Genomic DNA, 18,764 nt, shown 5'->3' with positions numbered 1-18,764 from the left:
AGCGGGGACAAGGCAGATGATGCCTCTCGCTCCGCTTCTCAAGGCCGCACTGCGCCCCGCGCTCGATTATGCGCTGCCGCCCCGCTGCCCCGGATGCGGCGTGATCGTCGGGGAAGACCACGCCTTCTGCCTCGACTGCTGGAGCGGCATGGCATTTCTGGGCGAGCCCTGCTGCGCACGGTGCGGCATTCCTTTTCAGCACGATATGGGGGAGGGCGCGCCATGCGATGCCTGCCTTGCCGATCCCCCGCCCTGGGACAGCGCGCGCGCCGTGCTGGCCTATGGCGATGTCGCGCGCATGGTTGCGCTGCGTCTGAAATACGGGCGGCGCGTCGCGCTCGCCGGTCTCATCGCACGACAGATGCAGCGCCATGTCGGTCGGTTCGAGGGCGCGGACGCGCCGGTGATCGTTCCCGTGCCGCTGCACCGCTGGCGGCTGTGGTGGCGCGGGTTCAACCAGGCGGCGCTGATCGCCGACCATCTCGGGCGGCTGACGGGCTGGCCCGTGGACAAGCACGCTCTCCTTCGCACCCGCCGCACGAAGCCCCTGCGCGCCATGAAACCCGCCGCCCGCGCTCGCGCTGTGAAAGACGCGTTCGCGCTGCGGCAGGGCCACTCCTTGTCCGGGCGCCCGGTGTTGCTGATCGACGATGTGCACACCAGCGGCGCCACCGCCGCCGCCTGCGCACGCGTGTTGCGGCAGGGGCAGGTGCGCGCCGTCCACCTATTGTGTTGGGCGCGGGTCATGCCCGACGATCACGGGGCCGATTGACAAAGCGGCGCGTTCACCCAATTTGCCGACCGAAGGAGCACATCATGGCGAATGTCGAAATCTATACCAAGGCGTGGTGCGGATACTGCGCCCGCGCCAGAAAGCTGCTCGACGGCAAGGGTGTCGAATATCAGGAATATGACATCACGATGGGCGGCCCCAAGCGGGAGGAGATGCTGGAGCGCGCGCCCGGTCGCACCACCGTGCCCCAGATTTTCATCGACGGTCGCCATATCGGTGGCAGCGACGACCTGATGCAGCTCGACCGCGACGGCAAGCTGGACGAACTGCTCGGCCAGTGACGACGATGCGCGCCGCGATCTTCCAGATGACGAGCGGAGTCGATCCTGCCCGCAATGCCGCCGCCATCGTGGACATGGCGGCGCGCGCGAGGGGCGAGGGGGCGGATATGCTCTTCACGCCCGAAATGGCGGGCTGCCTCGACCGCGACCGGGCACGGGCGGCGGGCAATTTGCGGCGTGAGGCCGAAGACCCCGTGCTCGCTGCGGTGCGCGAAGCGGCGGCGCGCGAAAAGCTCTGGATCCATCTCGGGTCCCTGCCGCTCAAGGACGAGCCGGCGGACGGCCGCCTCGCCAACCGCAGCTTCCTGATCGACGACAGCGGCGAAATCCGCGCGCGCTATGACAAGATCCACCTGTTCGATGTCGATCTTGCGACCGGAGAGAGTTGGCGCGAATCGGCGGTCTACGGTCCGGGGGAGCGGGTGGTGGCCGCCGACACGCCATGGGGGCGGATGGGCTTTTCCATCTGTTACGACATGCGTTTCCCCGACCTCTATCGCGCGCTCACCGATGCGGGCGCGACGATCCTGCTCGCGCCTGCCGCCTTCACGGTTCCGACAGGCCAGGCGCATTGGCATGTGCTGCTCCGCGCCCGGGCGATCGAGGCGGGCTGCTTCGTCATCGCCGCTGCTCAGAGCGGCACGCATGAGGACGGACGGACGACCTATGGCCACAGCCTGATCGTCGATCCCTGGGGCGAGGTGCGGCTCGACATGGGGGAGGGCGCGGGGCTGGGCCTTGCCGATCTCGACCTTGCGAGCGTAGAGGATGTGCGCAGCCGCGTGCCAGCCATCGCCAATCGCCGCCCCATCCCCAAGGATGTCGTCATCTCGTGATCGTGTTCGACTTGAAATGCAGCGCCCATGGCCATGTGTTCGAAGCCTGGTTCGGCTCCAGCGCGGACTATGAGCAGCAGAAGGAGCGCGGCCTTATTGCCTGCCCCTTTTGCAACGACACTGCCGTCGCCAAGGCGGTGATGGCACCCGCCGTCGCGCCCAAGGGCAACAGCCGCGCCATCGCGCCCCGCGAACAGGCCGATGCAGCGCCCGCCATGGCCAATGCCCCCGACCCCGCTAGGCTGCACGCGATGATGGAAGCGCTGCGCACCGCGCAGGCCAAGGTTCTCGAAGGATCGACATGGGTCGGGCGCGGCTTTGCCGAACAGGCGCGGGCAATGCACTATGGCGAACAGGATCGCGGCAGCATCCACGGCGAAGTCGCGCCCGCCGAAGCCAAGGCGCTGATTGAGGAAGGCGTAGAGGTCGCTCCCCTGCCGTTCCCGGTGGTGCCCCCCCATGTCAAGAATTGACCGACAGGATCATGCGCAATAGAGCGCTGAACGGCGTGCGCCCATAGCTCAGCAGGATAGAGCGTCGGATTCCTAATCCGAAGGCCACAGGTTCGAATCCTGTTGGGCGCACCATGCATTTCCAGATGAAGCCCGGAATACGGACGATCAGCCGCGATAGCGGGCTTCCGCCAGATCCAGTTCGCGCGTCATCTTCTGGGCGACGGCGCTGGTGATCTTGCGGCTGCGGACCAGCGCGGCGAGCGCGCTGCGCTCGGCCTGAAGACCGACCAGCGCGAACTCCCGCATGAGGACATGGCCGGTCGTCATTTCTTCCGTCTGCTTGCCGCGCAGCCCCTCGATGCGTTCGCGATAGCGATCCATCACGCTGCCGCCCGCAGTCACATAGATGTCCGCTTCGCCATGCCGTTCGGCAAGGACATGCTGGTGACGCTCGATGGCCTGGATCGCGGCGGTGGCGGTGGCGATCCGCGAACTGTCTTCCTCCGCCTGCCGCGAAGGCTCCGGCGGCATGGTCAGGTTCCGGAGCAGGACGGGGAGCGTCAGGCTGGCGATGATGAGCGAAAGGACGATCACGCCCGCCGCAAGAAAAATGGCAAGGTCGCGCGCCGGAAAGGGCGTGCCGTCCGTCATCGCCAGCGGAAGCGTCAGCACACCCGCGAGCGTGATGGCACCGCGCACGCCGGCAAAGGATGTCGCCGCGACCAGCCGCCAGCTCGGGCTTGTCATGCCGCCGCCGCGCGGCGCCTGCCGCAGGATGGTGAGGCGCAACGACAGCCACACCCATGAAAAGCGCAGGGCGACGAGGCCCGCGACGATGGCGACGACATAGACCGCCAGCCACCAGGGCGATACATGGCCCGTCAGCGCGACGGTGGATTTCGCTCCCTGCACGATTGCGGGCAATTGCTCGCCCAGCAGCACGAAGATGATGCCGTTAAGGGTAAACTGGATCGTGTCCCACACCGAATTGCGCCGCATCCGCGTGACCGCCAGCGTCTGACGAGAGATTTCGGCATAGGTCATGGTAAGGCCGGCGCCGACGGCGGCCAATATGCCGGACGCATGGACATGCTCGGCAAGGATGTAGGACGCGAAGGGGATGAGCAGGCTGACCAGGATCTGCGACCCTGTGTCCTCGCCCCAGCGCTTCGTCACGGCGGCCTTGGCCCGCGTGATGCAGAGGGTCGTCGCCACGCCGATGAAGAGGCCCGCGCCCGCGACCCAAAGGAAATTCAGCGCGGCTTCTCCGGCGGAGAAGCTGCCGGTCAGCGCCGCCGCGATGGCGAAACGCAGGCAGACGAGGCCCGACGCGTCATTGAGCAGCGATTCGCCTTCGAGAATGTGCATCATTCGTTTGGGGATCGGCACGCGCGCGGCGATGGCGGACACCGCGATCGGATCGGTCGGGGACACTACGGCGGCCAGCGCGAAAGCGACGGTCAGCGGCATCGCGGGTATCATCCAGTGGATGAAGAAACCCATGCCGATCACCGTCAGCAGCACAAGGCCTAGCGCCAGTTCGAAAACCGTCCCGATATCCTTGAACAATTCGTCCTTGGGGATGCGCCACCCGTCGAGGAACAACAGCGGCGGCAGGAACAGGAACAGAAACAGTTCGGGGTCGAGGCTGACGCGGTGGGAGGAGGACAGGCCGATGACCGCGCCGAGCAGGATCTGGACGAGCGGCGTGGGAACGGAGACAGGCAACATGCGAGAAACCGCCCCGCTGACCACGACGGCCAGCAGCAGAAACAGCACGATGGAAACGGTCTCCAACCTTCAACTCCCAAATTTCCTGCAATAAGGCATCCTTAGAAAGGGGCGGGCGGGCTTTGCAACCCTCGCCGTGGCGGGGCGTGGCCGGGCCCCGGCAAGGCAAGAGGAGCAGCTTTGCACATCGCCGCCCGCAGCGACCCGTCGCTACGGACGGGGCTTTTCGCGCCGCAAGCCCCCGAGGCCGTTCAACTGGATCGCGGTGGCCAGCGCGGAAAATATGACGCCAAGGCATGCCACGGCGCTCCAGCCGCCGACGTTCCAGGCGACGGTTGCCGTTGCCGACCCGGTCGTGCCGCCCAGGAACATCGTGCCCATGAAGATGGTGTTCAATCGCGCGCGGGCTTCGGGGCGGAGCGCGTAGACGATGTGCTGGTTCGACACGAGTGCGCTCTGTACGCCGAAATCGAGCAGGATTACGCCGACGATCAGGCCCGTCACGCTGGCGATGCCGCCGAACACGGCCCATGCCGCCAGCGTCAGGCCGCTCCCCATCAGGATGACGAGATGAGGCCCGCGCCGGTCGGCGATCCGCCCGGCCATCGGCGCGGCGAGTATGCCTACGGCGCCGACGATGCCGAACAGTCCGGCGACGTCCGCGCCCAGCGCAAATCGCGGCTCTTGCAGGTGCAGCGCCAGGATGGTCCAGAACGCGCTGAACCCGGCGAATAAAAGGCCCTGCGTGATCGCCGCCTTGCGCAGGCTCCCGAACTCCAGCCACAGTCCGCCGAGCGATCGGATCAACGAACCGTAGCTGTGCGTGGTGTCAGGCCTGCTTGCGGGCAGCATCACCGCCATCAGCGCTCCGGCCCCCAGCGCCATCGGCACGCCGAGCCAGAACATCTCCCGCCAGCCTGCATGTGTCGCGACGAAGCCGGACAGCGTGCGGCTTAGCAGAATGCCGCAAAGGAGGCCCGCCATGACCGTCCCGACCGTCGCGCCGCGCTTCTCCGGCGGAGCAAGATGGGCGGCCAGCGGAACGACCTGCTGCGCGACCGTCGACAGGATGCCGACCAGCAGCGATCCCAGAAGCACCATCGCCGCACCCGGGGCTGCGGCAGTCATCGCCAATGCGATGGCCAGGCCGCAGAACTGGAGCATGATCAGGCGTTTTCGTTCGATAAGGTCGCCCAGCGGAACCAGCATGAACAGGCCTACCGCATATCCTAATTGTGTGACGGTCGGCACGAAGCTGGCCATAGGGCTTGCCAGATCCCGCTCCATGATGCCCAGCATCGGCTGGTTGTAATAGATATTGGCGACCGCGATGCCGGTCGCTGCCGCCATCGACAGGGTGAGGGCGGATCGACGCAGCATATTGCGATCCTCGCCATTGGCGGGGGCTGTCACGGTTGGGGGGCTCCTGGCTGAATGTCGTCCGGTTGAAGTCGCCCTATCCCGCTCGCCACCGCCGGTCCACTCTTGCGTCGGTCGGGTCGCGTTATGCCGCGTTGCTGGTGGACGACGCCCCTGCACAGTGGGCGCGCCTCATGGCAGGGGCCATTCCTGCCCTATGTGAGGCTTTGGCACGAATATGGCGGGGCTTCGCGACGAAATCGCTGTTGAGGCGTTGGGTAAGGGATTGGCGCGATGTGCGTCGTCCTACTCGGACCCAGAGGTTTCTCGATGACCCAGCAAAATGACCCCATGAACACCGGCTCCGGCGGCGAGACCCATCAGGTCGCCGACGGCGAAGGCACATCCGTGCTCACCACCAACCACGGCGTGGCGATCAGCGACAATCAAAACAGTCTCAAGAGCGGGGCACGCGGCCCGACCCTGCTCGAAGACTTCGTCCTGCGCGAGAAAATCTTCCACTTCGATCACGAACGTATTCCCGAGCGTATCGTCCACGCTCGTGGCAGCGGCGCACACGGCGTGTTCGAGGCGACGGACGACATATCCGACCTGTCCAAGGCTGCGGTGTTTCGCAAGGGCGAGAAGACGGAAGTTTTCGTCCGCTTTTCCACCGTGGCGGGTGGAGCCGGTTCGGTCGATACGCCGCGCGACGTGCGCGGCTTCGCCGTCAAATTCTATACGAGCGAAGGCAATTGGGATCTGGTCGGCAACAACATCCCCGTTTTCTTCATCCAGGACGCGATCAAGTTCCCAGATCTCGTCCATGCTGTTAAAATGGAGGCGGACCGGGGTTATCCGCAGGCGGGCAGCGCGCACGACACGTTCTGGGATTGGGCCAGCTTGATGCCGGAAACGACCCACATGCTGATGTGGGCGATGTCCGACCGCACCCTGCCGCGCAGCTTCCGCATGATGGAGGGGTTTGGCGTCCACACGTTCAAGCTGGTGAACGCCGAAGGCAAGGCGCAGTTCGTCAAGTTCCACTGGAAGCCGCGTCTGGGTCTGCAATCGACCATTTGGGACGAAGCGCTCAAATTGCAGGCCGCCGACAACGACTATCAGCGTCGCGACCTGTTCGAGGCGATTGACGGCGGCGATTTCCCGCAATGGGATCTGGGCATCCAGGTGTTCGATCAGGCCTTCGCCGACGCGCAGCCTTATGACGTGCTCGATGCGACGAAGCTGATCCCGGAGGAGGACGTGCCCGTCCGCCTCATCGGCACGATGACGTTGAACCGGAACGCCGACAATTTCTTCGCCGAAACCGAACAGGTGGCGTTCCTGCCGTCGAACATCGTGCCGGGCATCGACTTCTCGAACGATCCGCTGCTGCAGGGGCGGCTGTTCAGCTATCTCGACACGCAGAATTCGCGCCTCGGAACCACCAACTTTCATCAGATTCCCATCAACGCGCCACGCTGCCCCTTCGCCAATATGCAGCGCGACGGCAAGATGCAGACGCTGGTTCCCAAGGGGCGCGCCAATTACGAGCCCAACAGCTTGGCCGACCATGGCGAGGATGGCGGACCGCGCGAAAGCCCGAAACAGGGCTTCGTGACCACCAATCTCGAAACCGGCCCGGACGAGACGGGTGACAAGCTGCGCGTGCGTTCTGAAAGCTTTGCCGACCATTACAGCCAGGCGCGGCTCTTTTATCGCTCGCAGGATGCGCATGAGCAAGCGCACATCGCCTCCTCCTTCGTGTTCGAACTGTCGAAGGTCAGTTCGCTCGATCAGGTGCCTGTGCGGATGCTCGCCAACCTTCGCAACGTAGACGAAGACCTGGCGCAGCGTGTGGCAGACGGTCTGGGTCTCGAATTGCCAGCCAAGTCGGCTGCGGCGAAAAAGCCCATCGACATGCCGCCTTCGGACGCCTTGTCCATCCACAAGAATATGAAGGCGACGATCGAGGGCAGGACCGTCGGCATCCTCATCGCGGACGGCACCGACGCCGCCGTCCTCGACAAGGTCGTGAAGGCGGTGGAAAAAGCCAAGGGGAAGCCGTTCCTGGTCGCGCCCAAGGTCGGCGGCGCGAAACTGTCGGACGGAACGCAGCGCAAGGCGGACGGGCAACTCGCTGGATCGCCGAGCCAGCTTTTCGACGCGATCGCGGTTATCCTGTCGCCCGATGGCTGCGATATGCTGCTGAAGGAAAGCGCCGCTGTCGAATTCGTGATGAACGCCTTTGGACATCTTAAGGCCATCGGCGCGAGCGACGCGGCGCAGCCGCTGCTCGACAAGGCGGGCGTCGAACCGGATGAAGGCGTCGTCGGTCTGGACGATGCCTTTGTGAAAGCGGCCGCCCGGCGCTTCTACGACCGCGAACCGGGCGTCAGAATATTGGCCTGACCTGCAAATCGCGACGGCTGCCGACCAGGGGCAGCCGTCGCGATACCCCCATGCCGCTAGCCGCCCGACAATATTCGAAGGGTGGCTTCATCGCGCTTTCCATGAAAAAACCGCGCCAGCGCTTCCTGGAACATAGTCGACGGTTCGACCGCGTCGAACAGGGTAAGCGACGATCTCAATTTCATGGCGTCCGTCGCGCCGAACACATCCACAGCATCGGCGGGCGCAAGTTCGTTAAGTGCGGCAACGCACGACCTGTAACGGGCTCCGAGCAGAACATGGTCGAGATAAAGGCGGGCTTCCTCAAGAGACGCGATTCCGTAATGCTGCGCCATCGCGCTATGACCTAGGCCGCGTAACTGCGGAAAGATGAACCACATCCAGTGCGTTCGTTTCCGCCCCGACGCGATTTCGGCCAACGCCGTCTCGAACACGCCGTTTTGAGCTTCGACGAAGCGGGACAGATCGGGTTGGGCCACGGGATAGGCTCTTTCTGTAAGGTTCCGGCAGGAAATGAGATGATCGAAACCGCCTGCGGTTCCCCAGCCGCATCCCGACGGGAGCTTCGATGGACGCGATGCGTTTGCAGGGGGCCAGACCGTGATCTGTCAACGCCCACCCATTCGTGGAGACCATCGTGCCCAAAACCACCATCGCCGACCTGTTCGCCCACACCCTCCATCTCGCCGGGGTCGAACGGATCTACGGGGTCGTGGGCGACAGCCTCAATGGCCTTACCGACAGCCTGCGCCGACAAGGCAAGATCGAATGGGTCCATGTCCGTAATGAGGAGGCTGCGGCCTTCGCGGCTGGCGCCGAAGCGCAACTGACGGGCAAGCTGGCGGTATGCGCGGGATCGTGCGGGCCGGGCAACATGCACCTCATCAACGGTCTTTACGACTGCAACCGCTCCCGTGCGCCGGTGCTGGCAATCGCCGCGCAGATACCGAGCGGCGAGATAGGCTCCCAATATTTTCAGGAGACGCGGCCCGAAGCGCTGTTTCGCGAATGCAGCGTCTATTGCGAAACCGTCTCCGATGCGGACCAGATGCCGCGAACGCTCGATACCGCGATCCGCGCGGCGGTTGGGCATCGCGGCGTGTCGGTCGTGTCCATGCCGGGCGATGTCGCGTTGCGTCCGGCAGAGGGGCTTCCGGCCCGGTCGTCGGCGGCGCTACTGCCGCCGCCCGCCATCGTCGTGCCGTCGGGCGACGATCTTCATTCCCTTGCGACGCTACTGAACGATGCAGGACGCGTCACCATTTTGGCAGGACGCGGTTGCCGCCTCGCTCATGCCCAGCTTATCCGCGTGGCGGAGCGTCTTCAGGCACCGGTCGTCCACGCCCTGGGCGGCAAGGAGTTCGTGGAATATGACAATCCTTACGATGTCGGCATGACAGGCCTCATCGGTTTTTCGAGCGGCTACGACGCGATGATGGGCTGCGATACGTTGCTGATGCTCGGCACCGACTTTCCCTATCGCCAATTCTATCCGACCGAGGCGAAGGTCGCGCAGATCGACCTTCGCCCGGAAAATCTGGGCCGTCGCACGGCGATAGACATCGGGCTGGTGGGCGATGTGGGCGCGACGATCGACGCCCTGCTGCCGCTGCTCCGGGCAGATCGCGACGGGGCGTTCCTGCAGGAGGCGCGCAAAAACTACGCCAAGGCGCGAGAAGGGCTGGACGATCTGGCCCATGGCAAGCCGGGGAGCGGTGTCGTCCATCCCCAGCAGGTCGCACGGGTCGTCAGCGAGCTTGCTGCCGATGACGCGGTGTTCACGTGCGACGTGGGAACGCCCACCATCTGGGCGGCGCGCTATCTGAAGATGAACGGACGTCGCAGGCTGTTGGGATCGTTCAATCACGGATCGATGGCCAATGCGCTGCCGCAGGGGATCGGCGCACAGGCGGCATTTCCCGCCCGGCAAGTCGTCACGCTGTCGGGCGACGGCGGCCTTGCGATGCTGATGGGCGAATTGCTGACGGTCCGGCAGCTTGGCCTGCCGGTCAAGATCATCGTCTTCAACAACGGAACGCTCGGCTTTGTGGAAATGGAAATGAAGGCCGCCGGTCTCATCGAAACCGGCGTCGCGCTCGACAACCCCGATTTCGCCGCGATGGCGCGCGCCATCGGTCTACACGGCGTGCGTGTCACCGACCCCGGCGAGGTCGAGGCAGGGGTGCGGGAGGTTCTGGCCCATCCCGGCCCCGCCTTGCTCGACGCGGTCACGGCGCGAACCGAATTGTCCATGCCGCCCAAGATCACGCTCGAACAGATGAAGGGCTTCACTCTCTACATGGCGAAGGCGATCATCAGCGGGCGGGGCGACGAGGTGCTGGAACTCGGCAAGACCAATGCCGGGCTGCTATCCCGCCTTTTGTGAACTCTGCGCTCACGGCAATGCGGAGGGGATGTTCAGCCCCAGGGCATCCTCGTCCGCCGTCGCTGCCGCGAGTTCCGTCCGGGCCGCAGCGACGCGGGCCTGCGCTTCGATCAGCTTCACCGCCGCGTTCGTCTCGCTTTCCTCGCGCTGGTTGACGAGGAAAAAGTCGCTCGACCCCAGGTCGAATCGACGGCGCTCGGCAGATGCGAGCCGCTGGGCCAGTGCCAGTTCCCGCTCCGTCGTCCCGATCAGCTGCCCGGCAGTCTCCACCTCGATGCCGATCTGCGTCACTTCGGCGCGTATCTTTTCCGCCAGGAACCGCTGCTTGACCGTCAGTTCGTCTATCTTCGCCTGCGTTTCGGCGAGCTTACCGCTGGCTTTGCGATTCTGGAGCGGGATCTTGAACGTCACGCCCACGATCATCTCCAGCGGGGTGCGACTGGCTCCGCCTAGTCCTTCGGGGCCGACATCCTTCGCGACTTCGCCGGACAGATCGAGCCGAGGGCGCATGTCGTTGCGCGCCAGCGCCAGCCGGACCGTCGCCTTGTCGATTTCCTCCAGCATGATGGCGAAGTCGGGGCGGCCTTCCAGGTTGAAGGCGGGGTCCGTCCTCATCCCGCCCAGCGCCGTGGCATCGCCGGGCAGCCGCGCTTCGTCTACGACGACCGGCGCGCCATCGGCATCGCGATAGTAAAGCGACAGCTTCACCGCCGCCGCGCGAAAATCCTGCTGCGCCTCGACCACGAAGGCCTGCCGCTTGACCAGGTTCGCCTCATTCTCGGTCAGCAGGATGGACGGCTTGGCACCCAGTTGCACCTGGCGTTCGATCCCGTTCGTCCGGTCCTGCGCTAACGCAAGCAGCGACTGGTAGATTTTGAGCTTCAATCCGGCGGCAACCCATTTCTGGTAAGCCTCTGCGGCGCGCGCCTGCACGCCGATGCCGGTCGCTTTCGTTTCGAATCGCGCAATGTCGATATCGTTGTTCGCCAGCCGAAAGTCCGACCGCCTCGCATCGATCAGGCGGTCGCGCAGCAGGGAATATAACGCGCCGACCTTAACCTCGCCCAGGCGGTTGGTATAGGCCTTGTCCTCATAGACGGGGAAATCCCCGCGCGACGCGCGATATTGTCCGTAGACATATCCGCCGTTGCCGGTGAACGGCTGCTCGGTCTTTCCAGCAAATTCCGTGCCGTCATAATAGCCTGCGACCCGGCTGCGCGCTTCCACGGCGAAGACAGTGTCGAACGCACCCTGTGCCGACAGCGCGCGGGCTTCGGCCTGCCGGTTGCGGGCCAGTGCCGCGATGATGTCGGGCGCCGACCGGGCCGACGATTGCAGTACTTCGCGCAACGTCAGGGGCGCGTTCGGTCCTGTCGCCGATGGAGGGGCTCTGTCTGCCTGTCCCCATGCCGCAGGCGGCGCGGCAAAGACCAGCAGCGCGCTCATGCCGATCACGATGCGCATCGCTATTTCTTCTTCTTTTCGATCGAGCTTTTCTCGGTCTTCTCCTGTGTTTTCTGAGCGACCTGATCCTGCCCGAAATTGAGGGGGAAATCGTTGAGTTGCCGCCACAGTTCGTACCCGACCGTGACATTGTCGCCCTGTATCCAGCCCAGCACCTTGCCGCCCTGCCGCACGAAGCGCGCCGATGGCCAGGCGGGCGTGCCGGGTTTGGGTTCGACCAGCACGCGGAACAGGCCGTCCGGGCGCGGCGTGGGATCGACCGACCGCACCTGCCCATCATAGATGCCGAGCGCGAAGGCTGGCCAGCCGCTGAACTGGAATGCGGGGAAGCCTTCGAACTCCAGGCGCACCGGACGCCCCTGATCGACCAGGGGAATGTCCCTGCCGTCGACATAAAGCTCGACCGCGCGCTCGATCTGTTCGGGTGCGATCAGCGCCAGCACCGTACCGGCGGAAATCAGCGCACCGCCCGCCGCCGCGTTCAATTCCTGCACCCGGCCGCTGCGGGGGGCGGAGACGATCTGCGCGGATTGCCGCATTTGCCGAACCTCGATCTGCTTAAGCTTCGCTTTCGCTTCGGCGAGTTTCGCGTTGGCTTCGGCGACCTTGATCTGCGTCTGCTCATAATCGCGCCGCGCGGCGAGACCCTCGGCGAACAGCTGGCCCGTACGGCCCACGTCGATGGAGGCGACCGCGCGCGATTGCTCGATGGCGGCGATCTGGGCTTCGACTTCCGCCTTTTCCGCGGCCAGCCTTTCGAGGAAATTGGGGTCCACATCGACCACCTGCACGATCGGATCGCCGGCCTTCACCAACTGCCCATCCTGCACGAAAAAGCGCTGCACCCGACCGTCGACCAGCGAGGACACCTGCTGCGGACGATCGTCGGGGTCGAGCGAGATCACCTGCCCGCGACCCTGCGCCGTCTGCCGCCAAGGCACGAAGAGGATGGCGACGGAAAGGCAGATGCCGGCCAGGATCAACCATGCCAAGACGACAGCCACGCGCGGCGGATTGAGGCTGGCGAGGGAACGGAAATGCGTCAGTTGCGCGGTATTGATCGTCACGCCTCCGCCTCCTTGCCCGACAGGAAGCGGGCCAGCTCCGCCTGGTCCGCAAATCGATGCTGCTCGCGCGTCCCGACCCAGAAGATGCTGTCGAGATGCAGCGTCTCGGGACGACCGCTAAAGAGCAGGACGGTGGTTCCATGGTCGCGCAACATGGCCAGCGTCGCGTGCAGCGGTTCGGCAGGCATCATGTCGTAGAGTTGCGACAGCAGCAAAAGCCGGGGGCGGCTGATGAGCGCGGTCGCGGCTTTCAGTTGCATCACCTCCACGATGGACAGGGGCGACCCGGAACTCGCCAATTGCGTATCCAGCCCGTGGGGGAGGCTGGAAATGCGCGCGGCAAGGCCGACCACCTCCAGCATGGCGAGGATCATGGCATTGTCCGCATTGCCCCCCGCCGCAAGGTTCAGATATTCGCGGATCGTGACATCGACGATCGTGGGGCGGTTCAACACCATCACGGCGGATCGCAGCAGATACATGTCGAAACTGCCCAGATCGCTCCCGCCGATCGTTAAGAGCCCCCGGTCGGGATGGGCATGGCGTTTCAGCAGCAACGCGATCTGGCTTTCGACTCCGGGTTCCGCCAGCACCACCGTTTGCTCGCCGCTGTCGATGGCGAAATCGAAGCGGGCGTCGTCCAGTTCGACATTGCGGAATCGCACCGATCCGTTAGGCGGCGCTTGCCCGCTTAGCCCGGCCGGCTCCTGCGGGATCGCGAAAATCTGCGACAATTCCTCCGAACTCGCCACCAGATCGTAGAATGTGTCGAGATACCATCCCAGCTGCGAGATGCCGTAGAAGACCCCGGACAGGATCAGCTCCGCCGCGACGAGCTGTCCGATCGACAGCTGCCCCGCCAGGATGAGGTTGCCCCCCAGCGCGAGCAGCGCGGCGGCGGCGAACGCATAGACCAGGAAATAGCCCAGCGCCTGCGCGAAGCTGTAGCGGAAATAATGGCGATGCGCGCGGATATAGTCCGCCGTCACCGTCTCCGAACGGTCCATCGCGAAATCGAGGTGCCGCGCGGACTTGTAGAACCCGTTCGACGCGCCCACGCTTTCCAGCCAGTGCGCGGCGGCATGTTTGGCGTGGGAAACGCCGACCGCGCCGGTGATCGCTCCGTGCCGCCAGACTATCCAGATGAGCAGACATGTCGCCACGAGGACGATGTTGAACGCAAGGAAGAAGGGGTGGTAGAAACTCGTGACGACGAGGCCGACGACCCCCTGGAGCACGATCGTGAAAGCGCCGATGACGAGGCTGGGCACCGATTTCTGCACGACCACCATGTCGAAATAGCGGTTGAACAGGCTGCCGCGGCTGTCATCGGCGAAAAAGGGGTTCTGCGCATGGACAGCCCGCACCGTGACTTCCGCCACGACCCGCGCAAAGATGCGACGTTCGAACACCGCCAGAAGATAGACGCGCAGCGCGCTCAGGCACGCGACGAGAAGCAGCAGCGCCAGCAGCACGCCCGACAGGATCCACAAGGGCGCGACCAGCGCCGTGCGCGCCACTGAATTGATGAGCAGTTGCACTGAAATCGGCGTCGCCAGAGATAGCAGCGTGATCGCCAGCGTGTAGACAATGCCGACGTTCACATAGCCCCTGTCCGGGCCGACAATCTCCTGAAGCCAGGCGGCAGCTTGCCGCAGACCAAAACGCTCCCCAGCCACCGTTCGACCTCTTCGTTTGCCGGTTGCGCCTTTACGAAAAGGCCGTGGACTTGCACAAGTTAACAATGCTGCCCTGCAACATTTAATAACCTGATTGCAACGAACGCCCGGTTTGCCGTTGGGATGGGCGAAATGACGCCTGTTCGATATCCCTAATCCCAGCGGTGCGTCCCATGAGATAACGTAACATCTTTGTTGACGATTCCGCGCTCACGTCGCTAGGTGCCCCCTCAAATGAGATTCTGTCTCATCTTGGTCAGGGGAACATATGCCGATCCGTCTTGTAAAGCGCACGCGCCGTGCGCTCGCCGTCCTGCGCCGTCTCGCGCTTGCCATGCCGATGCTGAGCGTCGCCTGCTTTCCGGCATATGCCCAGACCGGCGACGCGGTCCACCACGCAAATGAAGGGGAGGGCGCAATCACGGTGACCGGCGTGCGCCAGGCCTATCGGGGCGATTTTGCGATGCAGGAAATTCCCCAGTCCATCGCGGAGATCGGCAGCGAGACGCTTCAACAGAACAACATCCTGCGCCTGACCGACGCGCTCGATATGAACGCTTCGGTCGCGCGCCAGAATACGCTGGGCGGACTGTGGGACGCCTTTGCCATTCGAGGGTTTGCGGGCGACGAAAATCTGCCCAGCGGCTATCTCGTCAACGGGTTCAATGCCGGGCGCGGTTTCGGCGGTCAGCGCGATGTCGCGGGGATCGAACGGATCGAGGTGTTGAAAGGTCCGGCGGCGGCGCTGATCGGGCGGGGCGAGCCGGGCGGCACGATCAACATCGTCACCAAGCAGGCGCGGATCGGGCGGACCTTCGGCAGCGGCACGCTCCAATATGGCAGCTACGACCGGTTTCGGGCCGACGCGGACGCCAATCTGGCGCTGACGGGCGGCATTACCGCGCGCCTTATCGGCTATTATGAAAAGGGCGACACGTTCCGCGACACGGTGGAGCAGAAACGCTGGGGTTTCCTCCCTTCGGTGGGCGTGGCGCTGGGTGACCGGACGCGCCTCACCTACGATTTCGAATGGACCCGCGTCGAAGTGCCGTTCGACCGGGGAATCGTCGTCCTGCGGGGCGATTTCGATACCGTTCCGCGCTCCCGTTTCCTGGGCGAGCCGGGGGATGGCGACACCGTGGCGCGCGCGACCGGCCACCAGTTGCGCCTCGAACACCAGTTCAGCGACGACTGGAGCCTGCTGGTGGGCGCCAGCCACCGCGACACGCTGCTGACCGGATTTTCGTCCGATGCCGAAACGGTCGCGTCGCGACAGACGCTGTTCCGGGATGGGCGGTCGCTTTCCCGCCAGCGGCGCTCGCGCCGTTATGACGCGGAACATAGCGTGCTGCGCGCCGAAATCGCGGGCGCGTTCGCGACCGGGGCGCTGCGACATCGCGTGCTGTTCGGCGGTGACTTCGACCGGTTTACCTATGACAATTATTTCACCCGCTTCCGCCCCCCGCTGGTCAGCAGCGCGCCGAGCGATCGGGCGGCCTATGTGATCGACATCGACAATCGCGTCTACGGTCGCTTCCCGCTGCCCGTGACGACGGTGACGACCAATCGGCTGGACACGCAGCGCAGCTACGGCTTCTATGTGCAGGATCAGATCGAACTGACCGACCGGCTTCAGGTGCGCATCGGCGGCCGATACGACAATCTGACGCTGAAGGTCGACAATCGCCTGCTGGCCACCGCGCTGCGCTATACCGAGCGGAAGGTGGATCGTTTCAGTCCGCAGGCGGGCATCGTCTACCGGCTGAGCGATCCCGTCACGCTCTACGCGGCCTATGGGCAGGGCTACCGCGCCAATGTCGGCGCGGACGTGCTCAACCGGATCTTCGATCCCGAAACCAGCGAATCGATCGAGGCCGGGGCCAAGCTTTCGACTTTCGGCGGCGCGCTTACCGGCACGCTTGCGGTCTATCAGCTGACAAAGGCCAATGTGCTGGCGAGCGACGCGAACAATCCGGGCTTCTCGGTCGCCATCGGCAAGGCACGCAGCCGGGGCATCGAACTCGACCTCAACGGCCATCTGCCCGGCGATGTCGATGTGATGCTGAGCTACGCCTATACCGACGCGGAAGCGCGATCGAGCGTGCTCGACCCCAATTATTCGTTCCGCATTAATCCGGGCGATCCGCTCATCAACATTCCCAAACATAATCTGAACATGCAGGTCGCCAAACATATGAAGCTGGGCGACCGGGAGGCTCAGCTGGGAGCGGGGCTGCAATATGTCGGCCGGCGATCCGGCGAGACCGGCACCGACTTCATGCTGCCCGCGCACACGCTCGTCCGCCTGTTCGGCAATGTCGGACTGACCGAGGGGGTGGAACTGTTCGGGACGGTCAGCAACCTTTTCAACGAACGCTGGTTCGCGAGCAGCTATACCGCGCTCTGGGTCCAGCCGGGCACGCCGCGCACCGCCACCGTCGGTGTGCGCGGTCGGTTCTGACCTGGAGAAAGGCCCCCATGATCCGCATCCCTTCGCGCCTCATCGCCGCCACCGCGCTCTGCCTTGCCGCGCCGTCCGTCGCCACGTCCCCGGCTCCGCTCGACGGACTGCCAGGGGCGGTGCTGCCGCCCGCCCTGCCGTGGAGCGGCGCCAGCGAAAAGCTGGTCGCGCGCAAGGACGATCCCTGGATCACGCCTGCCGAGCAAGCCGGGTTCGCCACCACGCCGCGCTATGCCGATGTCGCCGCCTGGATCGAGCGGCTGGCCGCCGCATCGCCCCTCATCCGCGTCGAGCCGTTCGGTCGCACCGGGGAGGGGCGGGACATGCTGCTCGTGCGCGCCAGCAAGGGCGGCGATGCGGGGGGCGCGGCGAAGCCTGTGGTGCTGGTGCAGGCGGGTATCCATGCCGGGGAGATCGACGGCAAGGACGCGGGGCTCATGCTGTTGCGCGACATTGCGTTGCGCGGCAAGGACGGGCTGCTGGACAAGGTCGATCTCGTTTTCGTGCCGGTCTACAACATCGACGGGCACGAACGGATGAGCCGGTGGCATTTCCCCGCGCTGCGCGGCCCTGCGGAAAAGGGCTATGTCGGCACCAGCCGCAACATCAACCTCAATCGCGACTATGCGAAGGCCGACGCACCTGAAACCCGTGCGATGATCGCGCTGCTGCGGCGGCTCGACCCCATCCTCTATGTCGATTGCCATGTCAGCGAAGGGTTCGACATGCAGTATGTCATCACCTTCACCTATGCGGGGTGGGGGCGCTATGCCTATCGTCGTGCGACCGCCGACTGGCTGCAAGGCCGCTTCGGCCCGGGCGTGACCGCCGCATTGGAAGCAGCAGGGCATATCCCCACCAGCTACCCCAGCCCGATCGACACGCGCGATCCGACCAAGGGCATCCGCCAGGCGTCCGAAGGACCGCGTTATTCGACAGGCTATGGCGACTTTATCGGCGTGCCGACCGTGCTGGTCGAAAACCACATGCTCAAACCCTATCGCCAACGCGTGTTGGGCACTTACGTCCTGCTCGAAGCCGCGCTGAAGCTGGCGGGGCAGGATGCCGCCGTCATCGCCGATGCCAAGGCCCGCGACCGCGCATCGCGTCCGACGGACATGCTTACGCGCTGGAAGCCCGCCGCCCAGCCGATCGGCTGGGTCGAGCGGTTCCGGGGCGTCGCCTTCGACACCTATGCCTCCCCCGCCAGCGGGCGCAGGGAGCAGCGGTGGCTGGGCCGCCCCGTGACCTGGCGGATGCCGATCATCGGCCAGGAACCGGTCGAAACCGTCACGCTGCCCCAGGCGTGGTGGGTTCCGGCTGGGCAGGACGCGGTGATCGATCGCCTGACGTTGCACGGTATCCGCTTCGAACGGCTGAACGCGCCGCGCACGCTGACGCTCGACCGGGCCCGCCTGATCGATCCCAAGCTGTCTTCCCCGCGCGACGCGCGCATTCCGCTGGAAACGAAGGTGCGGCACGAGGACGTGACCGAAACGCTGCCCGCCGGGTCGGTGCGCGTGCCCGCCGACCAGCCGCTCGGCCTTCTTGCCGCAGCGTTGCTGGAACCCGAAAGCCAGGATAGTTTCCTGGCCTGGGGCTTCTTCCCCGAAATCCTCGCCGCGCCTCCGGGGGACGAGGATTTCGTCCGCGCCCCGCTGGCCGATGCGCTGCTGGCGCGCGACCCGCAAGTCAAAGCCGCGTTCGAGGCGAAGCTGGCCGCCGACCCCGCCTTCGCGGCGGACGCCGACTCCCGGTTGAACTGGCTTTCCGACCGCTTGCCGGGCCGCAGCCCCTATCACGGTCTTTATCCCGTCATGCGGGAACGCTGATCGACGCA

14 protein-coding genes and 1 tRNA gene are annotated in these 18,764 nt (G+C 65.0%); 9 read left to right on the top strand and 6 right to left on the bottom strand.

From position 1 onward, the window contains the following. Positions 1 to 16: 16 nt before the first annotated feature. From DI606_RS05165 to DI606_RS05145, 5 genes are all read left to right on the top strand, one after another. The gene (locus tag DI606_RS05165) at positions 17 to 772 is read left to right on the top strand and encodes a ComF family protein (RefSeq protein ID WP_293980321.1); all 756 of its coding nucleotides are present in this window, start codon (positions 17 to 19) and stop codon (positions 770 to 772) included. A gap of 44 nt (positions 773 to 816) precedes the next feature. Continuing rightward, on the top strand, positions 817 to 1,074 hold the full coding sequence (gene grxC, locus DI606_RS05160) for a glutaredoxin 3 (protein ID WP_293980320.1): 258 nt from the start codon (positions 817 to 819) through the stop codon (positions 1,072 to 1,074). Positions 1,075 to 1,079: 5 nt separating this feature from the next. Then, on the top strand, positions 1,080 to 1,910 hold the full coding sequence (locus DI606_RS05155; RefSeq protein WP_293980358.1) for a carbon-nitrogen hydrolase family protein: 831 nt from the start codon (positions 1,080 to 1,082) through the stop codon (positions 1,908 to 1,910). After that, entirely contained in the window at positions 1,907 to 2,383 is a 477-nt protein-coding gene (locus tag DI606_RS05150) for a DUF1178 family protein (RefSeq protein ID WP_293980318.1), read from the top strand. The genes DI606_RS05155 and DI606_RS05150 overlap by 4 nt, the downstream gene beginning before the upstream one ends. Positions 2,384 to 2,420: 37 nt before the next feature. Continuing rightward, positions 2,421 to 2,497: transfer RNA gene (locus DI606_RS05145), tRNA-Arg, on the top strand. A gap of 33 nt (positions 2,498 to 2,530) precedes the next feature. Here DI606_RS05145 and DI606_RS05140 read toward each other — a convergent pair. Continuing rightward, on the bottom strand, positions 2,531 to 4,162 hold the full coding sequence (locus DI606_RS05140; protein ID WP_293980316.1) for a Na+/H+ antiporter: 1,632 nt from the start codon (positions 4,160 to 4,162) through the stop codon (positions 2,531 to 2,533). A 144-nt stretch (positions 4,163 to 4,306) separates the two neighbouring features. Next, positions 4,307 to 5,476, bottom strand: a complete 1,170-nt coding sequence (locus DI606_RS05135) for an MFS transporter (RefSeq protein WP_293980357.1) — start codon at positions 5,474 to 5,476, stop codon at positions 4,307 to 4,309. A 330-nt stretch (positions 5,477 to 5,806) separates the two neighbouring features. Here DI606_RS05135 and DI606_RS05130 point away from each other — a divergent pair, with 330 nt between their 5' ends. After that, complete coding sequence (locus DI606_RS05130) at positions 5,807 to 7,867, top strand: catalase (protein WP_293980315.1); 2,061 nt, start codon at positions 5,807 to 5,809, stop codon at positions 7,865 to 7,867. A gap of 56 nt (positions 7,868 to 7,923) precedes the next feature. Here DI606_RS05130 and DI606_RS05125 read toward each other — a convergent pair whose 3' ends face one another. Then, positions 7,924 to 8,346: a DUF1810 domain-containing protein gene (locus DI606_RS05125; RefSeq protein WP_293980313.1), complete on the bottom strand. Its 423-nt coding sequence runs from the start codon at positions 8,344 to 8,346 to the stop codon at positions 7,924 to 7,926. A 158-nt stretch (positions 8,347 to 8,504) separates the two neighbouring features. On the opposite strand from DI606_RS05125, the gene poxB reads away from it, so the two are divergent. Further along, complete coding sequence (gene poxB / locus DI606_RS05120; protein WP_293980311.1) at positions 8,505 to 10,253, top strand: ubiquinone-dependent pyruvate dehydrogenase; 1,749 nt, start codon at positions 8,505 to 8,507, stop codon at positions 10,251 to 10,253. A 9-nt stretch (positions 10,254 to 10,262) separates the two neighbouring features. Here poxB and DI606_RS05115 read toward each other — a convergent pair whose 3' ends face one another. The 3 genes from DI606_RS05115 to DI606_RS05105 are packed head-to-tail and all read right to left on the bottom strand — an operon-like array spanning position 10,263 to position 14,463. After that, on the bottom strand, positions 10,263 to 11,717 hold the full coding sequence (locus tag DI606_RS05115; protein WP_293980309.1) for a TolC family protein: 1,455 nt from the start codon (positions 11,715 to 11,717) through the stop codon (positions 10,263 to 10,265). Positions 11,718 to 11,719: 2 nt separating this feature from the next. Next, a complete protein-coding gene (locus DI606_RS05110; protein ID WP_293980307.1) occupies positions 11,720 to 12,784 on the bottom strand; it encodes an HlyD family efflux transporter periplasmic adaptor subunit in 1,065 nt (354 codons plus the stop codon). After that, positions 12,781 to 14,463, bottom strand: coding sequence for an ABC transporter transmembrane domain-containing protein (locus DI606_RS05105; RefSeq protein WP_293980305.1), 1,683 nt, complete (start codon positions 14,461 to 14,463; stop codon positions 12,781 to 12,783). The genes DI606_RS05110 and DI606_RS05105 overlap by 4 nt, the downstream gene beginning before the upstream one ends. Before the next feature lie 268 nt (positions 14,464 to 14,731). Between DI606_RS05105 and DI606_RS05100 the strand changes: the two genes are divergently transcribed. After that, positions 14,732 to 16,924, top strand: coding sequence for a TonB-dependent receptor (locus DI606_RS05100; RefSeq protein ID WP_293980304.1), 2,193 nt, complete (start codon positions 14,732 to 14,734; stop codon positions 16,922 to 16,924). A gap of 17 nt (positions 16,925 to 16,941) precedes the next feature. Further along, the gene (locus DI606_RS05095) at positions 16,942 to 18,756 is read left to right on the top strand and encodes a M14 family metallopeptidase (RefSeq protein ID WP_293980302.1); all 1,815 of its coding nucleotides are present in this window, start codon (positions 16,942 to 16,944) and stop codon (positions 18,754 to 18,756) included. Positions 18,757 to 18,764 lie beyond the last annotated feature (8 nt).

Source organism: Sphingobium sp., assembly GCF_003248505.1.
In the GTDB taxonomy this organism is placed as follows: domain Bacteria; phylum Pseudomonadota; class Alphaproteobacteria; order Sphingomonadales; family Sphingomonadaceae; genus Sphingobium.
The sequence above is the reverse complement of the archived record's forward strand: the minus strand, read 5'-3'. Positions and strand labels throughout refer to the sequence as shown.

What these genes read in the sequence shown, in the direction of transcription:
- DI606_RS05165 (WP_293980321.1), top strand. Translation starts at nt 17, where the DNA reads ATGATGCCTCTCGCTCCGCTTCTCAAGGCCGCACTGCGCCCCGCGCTC.
- grxC (WP_293980320.1), top strand. Translation starts at nt 817, where the DNA reads ATGGCGAATGTCGAAATCTATACCAAGGCGTGGTGCGGATACTGCGCC.
- DI606_RS05155 (WP_293980358.1), top strand. Translation starts at nt 1,080, where the DNA reads ATGCGCGCCGCGATCTTCCAGATGACGAGCGGAGTCGATCCTGCCCGC.
- DI606_RS05135 (WP_293980357.1), bottom strand. Translation starts at nt 5,476, where the DNA reads ATGCTGCGTCGATCCGCCCTCACCCTGTCGATGGCGGCAGCGACCGGC.
- DI606_RS05130 (WP_293980315.1), top strand. Translation starts at nt 5,807, where the DNA reads ATGAACACCGGCTCCGGCGGCGAGACCCATCAGGTCGCCGACGGCGAA.
- DI606_RS05115 (WP_293980309.1), bottom strand. Translation starts at nt 11,717, where the DNA reads ATGCGCATCGTGATCGGCATGAGCGCGCTGCTGGTCTTTGCCGCGCCG.
- DI606_RS05100 (WP_293980304.1), top strand. Translation starts at nt 14,732, where the DNA reads ATGCCGATCCGTCTTGTAAAGCGCACGCGCCGTGCGCTCGCCGTCCTG.
- DI606_RS05095 (WP_293980302.1), top strand. Translation starts at nt 16,942, where the DNA reads ATGATCCGCATCCCTTCGCGCCTCATCGCCGCCACCGCGCTCTGCCTT.